Annotated in this window: 9 protein-coding genes; 3 read left to right on the forward strand and 6 right to left on the reverse strand. The window is 56.9% G+C overall.

Going from position 1 to position 9,104, the window contains the following annotated elements; all coding sequences use genetic code 11:
* Nucleotides 1–127 precede the first annotated feature (127 nt).
* The 3 genes from AABZ39_06345 to AABZ39_06355 are packed head-to-tail and all read left to right on the forward strand — an operon-like array spanning nt 128 to nt 1,345.
* Nucleotides 128–367, forward strand: coding sequence for a hypothetical protein (locus tag AABZ39_06345; GenBank protein MEK6794376.1), 240 nt, complete (start codon nt 128–130; stop codon nt 365–367).
* A gap of 23 nt (nt 368–390) precedes the next feature.
* The gene (locus AABZ39_06350; protein ID MEK6794377.1) at nt 391–927 is read left to right on the forward strand and encodes a hypothetical protein; all 537 of its coding nucleotides are present in this window, start codon (nt 391–393) and stop codon (nt 925–927) included.
* A 1-nt stretch (nt 928) separates the two neighbouring features.
* Nucleotides 929–1,345: a hypothetical protein gene (locus AABZ39_06355; protein MEK6794378.1), complete on the forward strand. Its 417-nt coding sequence runs from the start codon at nt 929–931 to the stop codon at nt 1,343–1,345.
* Between the two features lie 13 nt (nt 1,346–1,358).
* Here the strand turns inward: AABZ39_06355 and AABZ39_06360 are convergent, their stop codons facing one another.
* The 6 genes from AABZ39_06360 to AABZ39_06385 all read right to left on the reverse strand — a co-directional run bounded on the left by AABZ39_06360 (nt 1,359) and on the right by AABZ39_06385 (nt 8,993).
* Nucleotides 1,359–4,106 carry a PAS domain S-box protein gene (locus AABZ39_06360; GenBank protein ID MEK6794379.1) on the reverse strand — a complete coding sequence of 916 codons (2,748 nt, stop codon included), beginning with the start codon at nt 4,104–4,106 and terminating at the stop codon, nt 1,359–1,361.
* A gap of 10 nt (nt 4,107–4,116) precedes the next feature.
* Nucleotides 4,117–4,734, reverse strand: a complete 618-nt coding sequence (locus AABZ39_06365; protein ID MEK6794380.1) for a nitroreductase family protein — start codon at nt 4,732–4,734, stop codon at nt 4,117–4,119.
* A gap of 16 nt (nt 4,735–4,750) precedes the next feature.
* Nucleotides 4,751–5,176, reverse strand: coding sequence for a hypothetical protein (locus tag AABZ39_06370; GenBank protein MEK6794381.1), 426 nt, complete (start codon nt 5,174–5,176; stop codon nt 4,751–4,753).
* 79 nt (nt 5,177–5,255) lie between these two features.
* Complete coding sequence (locus tag AABZ39_06375; protein ID MEK6794382.1) at nt 5,256–6,530, reverse strand: zinc-binding dehydrogenase; 1,275 nt, start codon at nt 6,528–6,530, stop codon at nt 5,256–5,258.
* Between the two features lie 59 nt (nt 6,531–6,589).
* Nucleotides 6,590–8,551, reverse strand: a complete 1,962-nt coding sequence (locus AABZ39_06380; GenBank protein ID MEK6794383.1) for an SDR family NAD(P)-dependent oxidoreductase — start codon at nt 8,549–8,551, stop codon at nt 6,590–6,592.
* Between the two features lie 55 nt (nt 8,552–8,606).
* Nucleotides 8,607–8,993: a hypothetical protein gene (locus AABZ39_06385; GenBank protein MEK6794384.1), complete on the reverse strand. Its 387-nt coding sequence runs from the start codon at nt 8,991–8,993 to the stop codon at nt 8,607–8,609.
* Between the last annotated feature and the right edge of the window lie 111 nt (nt 8,994–9,104).

A 9,104-nucleotide genomic window follows, 5' to 3' on the forward strand; every position in this document is an offset into this window, starting at 1 on the left:
AACCATAGCCATTTGCAATTATTTCGCTGCGTTACCACAATAGAAAGTCACACACCGGCCCTCCGCACCGCTTGAATTTTTCCCCGCCTGTGGTATCATCCGTGCATCATCCGTTGGGAGCATATCCATGATACTTTTCGTAAGCGCCGTGATATTCGTGCTCTTTCTTGTCACCGGATATTTTGTGCTCGAGAACGCCACCCGTTCCCAGTTCGATGCGATAAAGGTCTTCGCAGGCATTCTTTTCGCGCTCCTCATCCTTCTTGCTCTTGTCACGCTTTTCGCCGGCATCTGGATCACCCTTGCCGGTACCGATGCCTACTACGACTGGTATAATTTCAACCGTACCCTCGTTCCGCACCGCTGATCATACCCATCATTGGAGTGACCATGTACAAACGCCTCATCCCGTTCATCATCATCGCCCTCGTTTCATTCAACGCGTGCAGCCGCTCCGCATCCATCGATGCGATGCGCGACCGCCTGTCGCATTTCCGGCGCATACTCCCCGCGGATATATCCGATTCGTTCAACATCAATTCGAAGCAGTACGGGGCGCAGTATGCCGCATGGCAGAAAGAGTATTATGCGTGGCAGAAGGATATCCTCGACCGCGAACGACGCAATCAGTCGAACGTCGAGCGCACTTACTATGCGGTCAATCAGGAACTCTATACGCTGTCGATGCTGACCAACCGTTTCTATGAACGCGAGATCCCCACCGAGCTCATGCGTCGGGTCCGGGTATCGAGCGATACGATCGCACAGCGCATGAACGCCGCACTCGCCAGGAACCCGAAGCTCGCCGCTGACCTCATGCGCGTGAAGGCCGACGAAGCGATACACCATTTCACCGTGGAGGAAGTATCGTTCTATTTCCTCTGGAACTACGTCATCACCCTCGAGCGCTACCGCCGCTTCCAGTAGCGTGCCGTCGTTCACCGTTCCCCTTACCGAGGCCGGTCCCGTCTTTGATGTAGTGCTTTCCCCTACTGTTTTCCTCACGGAAAAACGCCGCGCGAGCGGCCTCGACGTGTACAGCGAACATGTGACGGCGCTCATCGATACCGGCGCATCGCAGAGCGTCATGTCCGCAGATCTGGAATTCATCCATCAGCTCGCCCCTGCCGGCAATGTGCTCATCGCCACACCGGCCGCACCCGCCGTGGACTGTTTCGAATACGCCGTCCTCATCACCTTCCCGGCGAACGTGCAGATAGAATCGCGGCTCATCGCCGTGCCGCATCTGAAGCACGATGTACAGTGCCTCATCGGGCGAGATATACTGAGACACGGCGTTTTCACCTATGACGGGCGTTCCAAAAGCATAACAGTACGGTTCTGAACGTGCCGCGCGGTCACGAGCCGGGGGCAAGGCCGAGGTCGCTCAGGGTGCGCTTGAGATGATCGCTCGATGAGATGAGCGAGAGGGCTATCCCTTTGCGCGTACAGTGACGATGGATGATGATGAGCGCGCCGATCTCCATTGAGGGGAGCATGGGAATATCCCCGAGGTCGATGGTAAGGTTTTTTGACCGAAGGCCTTTGATATCGTTCACCGTCATATCGCTGTGCCACACCAGCATGCCGTCCTCGAGCGTCCGCTCGGGAGTTCGTCTGACGTTCCGCCGGGCCGGTGTTGCATAGTGAAAATCCGTATGCGCCGGCCGGCGTTTTTTCGTGAACGCCGCACGGCTCCCGTTCTCCGTGAATACGAGCGAGTCGGTGATGCGGCGCGTTATCCATATCCCGCGGCCGCGTGAAACGGCATCGCCCCTCGTTTCAAGGTACGTGCGTAAGACCGCCGGGGACGTGGGGTCCGGCACCGATGACGGGTCGAAGCCTTTGCCCTCGTCGGTCACGGTTATCGCGGTCTTTTCACAGGTGATGACCGCGTCGACGACCACGGATTTTTTCGCATTGCCATGATTGCCGTGCTCGATAGCGTTCACGCACAGTTCATCGAACGCAATGCGCACCGAATTGACATCCTCCAGTGTATACCCGCGGCGCACGAGGCATTCGCCTATCGATTCGGAAGCCGCGGTGATCTCGCTGATACGCCTGAGCTCGATATGCCGTTCTTCCGGCGGAATGTGTTCGATGAGTATGACCGTGGCATCATCGGAGAGCGGCAGCGGAGAGATGCCGCTTATCTCTGACAGGAAGCCATTGATATCCCCTTTCACGCCGCGGCCGAACCGCGCAAAGAGGGGGATAAGGCCGTCGGTATCGAGCACGATCTTCCCGTTGCGTACGATGCCGAGGAACGCATCCGAGGTGATCGCGATGATCTCTCCCGGGTGAAGCGTTCGCGACCGGCGTTCATAGACGGTATGCGCATCATATCCGAGAAGGAATCCCTTTCCCTGCGCAAGCCGTTCCACCGCGCCTCCCCCGACGATGAACGGCGGCGGTGTGCCGGCGTTCGCGTACACGATCTCCTTCGTTCCGATATTGATCGTGGCGGCGAACATCGAGGGGAAGTGCTGCTCGGAAAAATACGATGCGGTGTCGCGATTGACACGGGTGAGGAAAGCCTCAGGCTCCCCCTGCGCAAGGTAGGCGATGTGCCGGTCGGCAATGGCTTTGAGCAGTGTCGCCGCCATCGACGCTTCGATGCCGTGACCGGAACAATCGGCGATGATGACAGTAAGGCGTGCGCCGGTCTTCCGTATATCGAAGAAATCCCCCCCCAATTCCTCGCTCGGCATATAGCATGCGGCGATATCGATGTCGGGTATGGGCGGCAAGAGCTTCGTGTTAAGATTGCGCTGCAGCACCTGGGCGTTCGCTATGCCGCGCGTTTTCTGCGACAGGCTCGCCTCGATGTTCCGCGAATGCTCATCGGCCATTATCTTCGCGACGTTCGCGCCCGCCTCCTTCCCCACGGCGAAAAGGATGCGTTTTTCGCTTTCAGTGAAGTGATGCGGTTCCCGGTGAGCGCAGATAAAAGCGCCTATCACGCGGTCGGCAGAGACGATAGGCACTATGGCTGCCGAAGCGATGGAGAACAACCGCGCAAGCACGACGCTCTTCGTATCTATCATATCCTCAAAAATGGCCTTTTCCGTGAACAGCGGATGCACTTCAGGGTCGGAGAGCGGGAGCATTTTCACCTGCCCGGTCTTGTCCGCGGAGATGCCGCGCTGGCATATGAGGTTCACGGCATTCCCCTCGATGCGGTAGCACGCGCCGATGGGGAATTGGATGTAGGAGAGCATGATGTCGAGTATGCGCGGCAACAGATCGTGCACGGATGACTGACTACCGGCGATAATGACGCGATTGAGCACTTCCAGTTCTTCAGTACGCTCCTTCAGTGCGCGCTCCATGGCCACCCGGTCGGTCACATCGCGCATGATGCCGGTGACATTCGTTATGATGCCGTCATTGTCGTGTACCGCTTTGCTCGTTTCCTCCATTACCCGTACGCTTCCGTCCTTGAGAACGACGCGGAACGTCACCGTGCGGTCGATGCCGTTCACGATGACATCGTCCATCATGCGTGCGACGTAGGCATGGTCCTCGGGGTGAACGAACGAAAGCGCTGAGCTGCCGACGACCTCATCCGCGGAGAAACCGAAATTCTTCACGCTGGGGCTTACGTAGGTTATGCGTTTTTCCGTGTCGTAGGAGAAGATGATGTCGCTCGTATTCTCGACAAGCATCCGGTAGCGTGTCTCGTTCTCCCGAAGCTTCTCCTCGATGCGGACACGTTCGGTTATATCCCTGAGTATGCCGGTCACCATGGTCACCGAGCCCACAGCGTCACGGACGACGTTGCTTATGACCTCGACGGTCACCGTGCCGCCGTCTTTTTTCATGATACGGAAGAACAACGGCGGGGGCTGCGCTTCGTCGGCGCTCCGGACATACCCCTCGATGACCGCGCGCCGGTATGCTTCGGCGACCGCCTGCCGATCGTCGGGGTGTATGAATTCGATCATCGGCCGTCCGATGACCTCGCGTTGATCGTACCCGGTGATGCGGACGCTCGGGCTTACATAGGTGAATATCCCGCGGATATCGTATGAATAGATGATGTCGAGAGTGTTCTCGACGAGCAGCCGAAGCTGTATCTCGTTCACATCGGAACTTTTCATGTTCCGGCCGTCAATCGAAGCGTTTGACGATGACATCGAGGTCCTTTTTCTTCGGGCTCGAGGCATCCCGTGTCGCATAGCCGACAGGGACGATCGCCATGAATTCGCCTTTCGGTTCGCCAAGGAGATCAAGCACCTCATCCTTGATAAGGTACATTATCCCGAGCCACACGGTCGCAAGCCCGAGCGATGCCGCCGCAAGCAGGAGATTCTCCACTGCCGCGGATGAGCTTTGTATCTCCATGGTGCGGAAAAAATCGACCGCTTTGTTCTCATCGATCGCAAAGAGCCGCGTACCGTGTTCGATGAGCTCGCCGGTATTCGCCACCGCTATGACCACCGGTGCCCCCGTAATGGAACGCGCCGCCATGCGCAGGAGCGCTGCGGACGCCTTGGGATAATCCGCGGCCTTGGTGACGATAAGCTCCGATAATTCCTTTTTCTTCTGCCCGCGGACGACGATGAAGCGCCAGGACTGCTGATTATGCGCCGAGGGCGCTTTGTTCGCCGCCTTCAGTATCACCGCGATATCCTCGTCGCTCACATCGCGGTCGGAAAACGAACGTATGCTCCGGCGGCCATAGATCGTGCGTATCGTCTCATTGCGCACGTCGGGTGTGTTCAGCATTGGCAGCCTCCGTTCGTCAGTTCGTGGAAGCTTTCTTGCTCTTCTCTTTCTTTTTCCCGGTCTCCGTGTCGGTCGCTGACACCTTTTCCGCCTTGCTCTTGCTGACGCTTGCAAGTGCTATGATCGTCGCGGTATGAACGCCCTTGACGGTATCGTAGGTCACGGTGACCGCATCGCCGGCCTTGAATTTCTTAATGGTAAGATCGTTCTTATTATCCGATCCGATGAACGTGCATTTTTCAGCGATGACGAAATCCTTTCCGCCGACGCTCAGTGTGCGTGCTTCTGCATCGATCACCGATATCGTGCCCACGGCAGCCGTTATGCCTTCGGCCTCGCTTTTTTTACCTGACTTGCCGCTGCCCGACTTTGCAGCATGAAGGCCGGCGGCGAGCATTGTGAATGCCGTGATGCACAGCACGGCGTGTGTAAGCGTTTTCATACGGTCCCTCCGATTTTCCCCACAGTATAGGGCAGTACCCGGAGGATGTCAATTGACGCCCGCCGAAACGATACAGCGGTCAGAGCTTCTTTGCGTTCGCGATGAGGTATTTCTCCGCATCCGTCGACCAGAGGCCGTTATTCTTCGCCGTGAGTTTCGCGAGTTCGGCAAAGAACGGATCGCTTTTCCCCTTCGTCTCGAAGTCATTGATCGCCGTGAGCGGCATCGATACGTTCGTATAGATGAGCTTTTTCCCGCCCGGTATGTCCGGGAGATGGAGCGTCGTTTCAACGACGGCATCGAGCCCGCCCACATGCGTGACCATGGTCGCCGGATCGATGAGCGACTTTCCCATCATCGCGAGCGATTCGATCATATCGGCCGTGTTGCCGCCGCTCGTGCCGACGACATGGCTCGCTGCATAATGCACGTTATAGAAATTGAACTTCGCGGAAAAATTCGGATCGGTAGGGCCGGCGAAGAAGTTAAGGCATCCGTCCATGCCGAGTATCGTATCGCCCTGTTCCACGACGGGAGCGACCGGCGCAAAAACATAGACGTCGTCATATCCCCTGCCGCCATTCATGGCCATAAGCTCGACACCGGGCTTTTCCATCGTCTTCGTGTTCACGTACTTGAGCGTAACACCCTGCTTCTTCGCATGCTCGACGCTGAATATCGACGCGGCGCGTTGAAGCCGTGCGTCATCAATGTCGGTGACGACAAGGAGCGACGGACGGCGGTCACAGTGAAGCGCGTAGTCGATAGCTCCGAGGCCCATGGGGCCGACACCGGCAAGAAGCGCCATCGAGCCTCCTTTCACGATGCCCATGCTGTGCTCATAACTCCCGGGCGTGGTGTGATAGTTCGCGTGGAAAGCGCCGACGATGCACGACATCGGTTCAGCAAGCGAGCCCTTGAAGTACGCATCCCCGTCGTATCCAAGAAGACATCCCTGCGACATGACTTCTTCGGGAATGATGATGTACGTTGCATCCCCGCCGATGTAGCGGTACGAATATCCCGGCGCAGAGAGCACGCCGACGGGCGCTTTATCGTAGGTGATGGCAGGCTGAATGGAGAATTTCTGACCGTGCTTGAATTGATGTTTCCACCTGGCGCCCACTTCCACGATCTCACCGCAGAATTCATGCCCGATGATAACGGGGTTCTTATCGATATCCTTCGGCACGCGCTTGTGATCGGAGCCCTGAGCCGATGCCTTGTACGATGACATGCAGATACTGTCGGAAATGATATGCGCGAGTATCTCGCCGTCCTTTATCGCGGGGAGCTCGAATTCCTCGAGGCGAAGGTCTTTCTTTCCGTAGAGCCGAACTGCTTTCGTTTTCATGAATGTTTCTCCTTTTTTGTTTTTGCACAGCGGGTTGCAACCCGCTGTGCTCTGGGACCCTACTTCAGCATTTCCTGTCCGCCGGTGACCGGCACGGCCTGCCCTGTTTCATACTCCTGCTCGACGACATAGCGTATCGCGCGCATCACATCGATGACGGTGCAGCCGCGACGCGCAGGCACTTTGTCCTCGTAGAATTTCTTTACATCGGCGATGGTCTTTGCGCCCGGCACCTTCTTCGCTTTGAGATACTGCACGAAGAGGCCGTTCTTCGGGTCGCTCCAGAGCGGTCCGTCGAAGAAATTCCCCGGGCATATCGAGTTCACCTTTATGCCGTGGCCGATTAGCTCAAGTGCAAATGACTGCGTAAGACCGATACCGCCGAATTTCCCGCCGGCATAGGCGAAGTTCTTGTTCGACCCGGCAAGCCCTGATTTCGAATTGATCTGTATGATGTCGGTGAAATAGCCCGGCTTATGCGCATGCTGGAGCTTCATCACTTTCGATGCGTACTTCGCGCTGTAGAAATAGCCGGTGTAATTCACCTTCGTCATGATGTCGAATGTCCGCGCATCCATTTCGTCGAGCGAGCCGGCGCGGAGTATGCCGGCATTGCTGATGAAAACATCAAGCCCGCCGAACGCAATGACCGTATCGCGCACGAGCGCCTCCACCGATGCCGGGTCCGACACGTCGGCCTTCACAAAGCGCACACGGTTCTTCCCGCCCGCGGCATTGAGTACGTCAGCGTACGCGCGTCCTTTCTCTTCGTTCAGGTCGGCGATGATGACGTTCACGCCGTCGGCATGGAGATGTTCGACAATGCCCCCGCCGAAGCCCTGCGCCCCGCCGGTGACGACGGCGATCTTCTGCGCAAGATGCGATGCGCCGTGCGCGCCTTTCGATATGCTCCGCCGGTAGTTCTCCACTTCCCATGAATCGATGAACGATATCGCCTTCTGGCTCATGAAGCGAGGTCCGCCGAACGACGCGGCGTATGCGCTTATCTTCATCGCATCCTCGAATACGGCGAGCGCTATCTCAGCCGACGCGGCATTATCCTCGAACGCGGCGATGCCGATGCCCTTTAGCGCGACGATCTTCGGCGCATAACCGTTCTTCTTTTTGAACGACGCACATGCCGCTTTGCACGCCGTAATGATCTCCTCCGGCGTACCGTCCTCGTCGATATAGAGCGCATACGCTTTGCAGTAGACTATCTGATCGGGAGTGAACGCTGACGATACTTTCGCGAACGTTTCGGCGCTTTTCGTGAAATGCGAGGCAAGGCCACTTGCAAGGAACGCACCGACCTTGACCGTGTTCTCAGAAAGGAGCATGCGTACCGCCGGGAGCATATCGGCGACTTTCGGATCGGGCGTGATTCGCGATGTATCCGGTATCTTTTTCGTGAGCGCACGTATCTTTTTGATCATTGCATCATAGACGCGCTTGACCGCGGCGGGCGATTCTCCGCCGACGAAAACGCCGTGATTCTCAAGGAATATCATGGGAGGGACGGTTTTCGACTTTCGCCGCTTTATCTCGGTCGCTACACGCATATAGAGCGTATACCCCGGATCGGTATAGGGAACATAGATGGCGTCATCGCCGAAAAGCTTTTTCACCGCGGCAGCGCCGGTCTTCCCGCACATGAGCGCATTCACCAGATGCGGGTGCGTGTGCACGATGTAGGGGTGTTCGATAAGATCGTGCAGCGATGCTTCCACCGACGGACGGAGATTCGATGTGGGGTCGACACGCGCGGCCAAGAGATCGCGTTTTATCTCATCCTCCCGTAACGCTGCGTTCGCACTGTACTTGCGTATCGACATGACCGAAAGCTTTTCCCGTGTAAGGGCGACGAATCCCGATTCATCGATCGTTGCGAGCGGAATACCGCTTGATTTCACAAAGAGAGTCTTTCTGTCCTTGAACGACGTGTTCCCGCCGCCGGCAAGCACGTAATCAGGGTCCGAGCCGTAGAGCCGAGAGATTTCGATGAGATCCTTGAGTGCCATGGTGTTTCCTTTGTTAAGCGGAGGCGGGGTCGCGCGCCCCCGCCTCCGCGTAAGATTAATGTATTCCTTTTAATACCTTCATCGCCGCTTCCGGTTCCCGATGGTCCATCGTGCGTCCGACCTTGGCGTAGAGCGCTATCCGCTCTGCAAGCGGCTTCTCCGCGACCGGATTCTTCGGGTTAAAGATGGCGTACCGTTCATCAACACTCGCAAGCTTCTCATGCGCGATGAGCGCCCATGTCGCTTCGATAAGATGTTTGAATTCCGGATCGAGTATTATCGGACAGTTGAAGCTTTGCCGGGAACTGTTGATGTCGACACCGCTTATCTCCATGAAACCGTACTGCGTGCAGAGCGCCTGTATGCGCTTGAGCTGCTCGCGCGTGTTCCTCGGCGGCATGTAGGTGATACCCTTAAAACCGAGCCGTTTGAGTTCCGGCATCAGTTCGTCAAGGAACGAATCCTCAAAATGCTCGGCCTTCTTATCGCCCGTCGGCGATTAGCCTACGTCACCGAGATAGGCATACACCGGTATCGCATTGATATGGTTGCC

The organism is Spirochaetota bacterium, assembly GCA_038043445.1.
Taxonomy (GTDB): Bacteria; Spirochaetota; Brachyspiria; order Brachyspirales; family JACRPF01; genus JBBTBY01.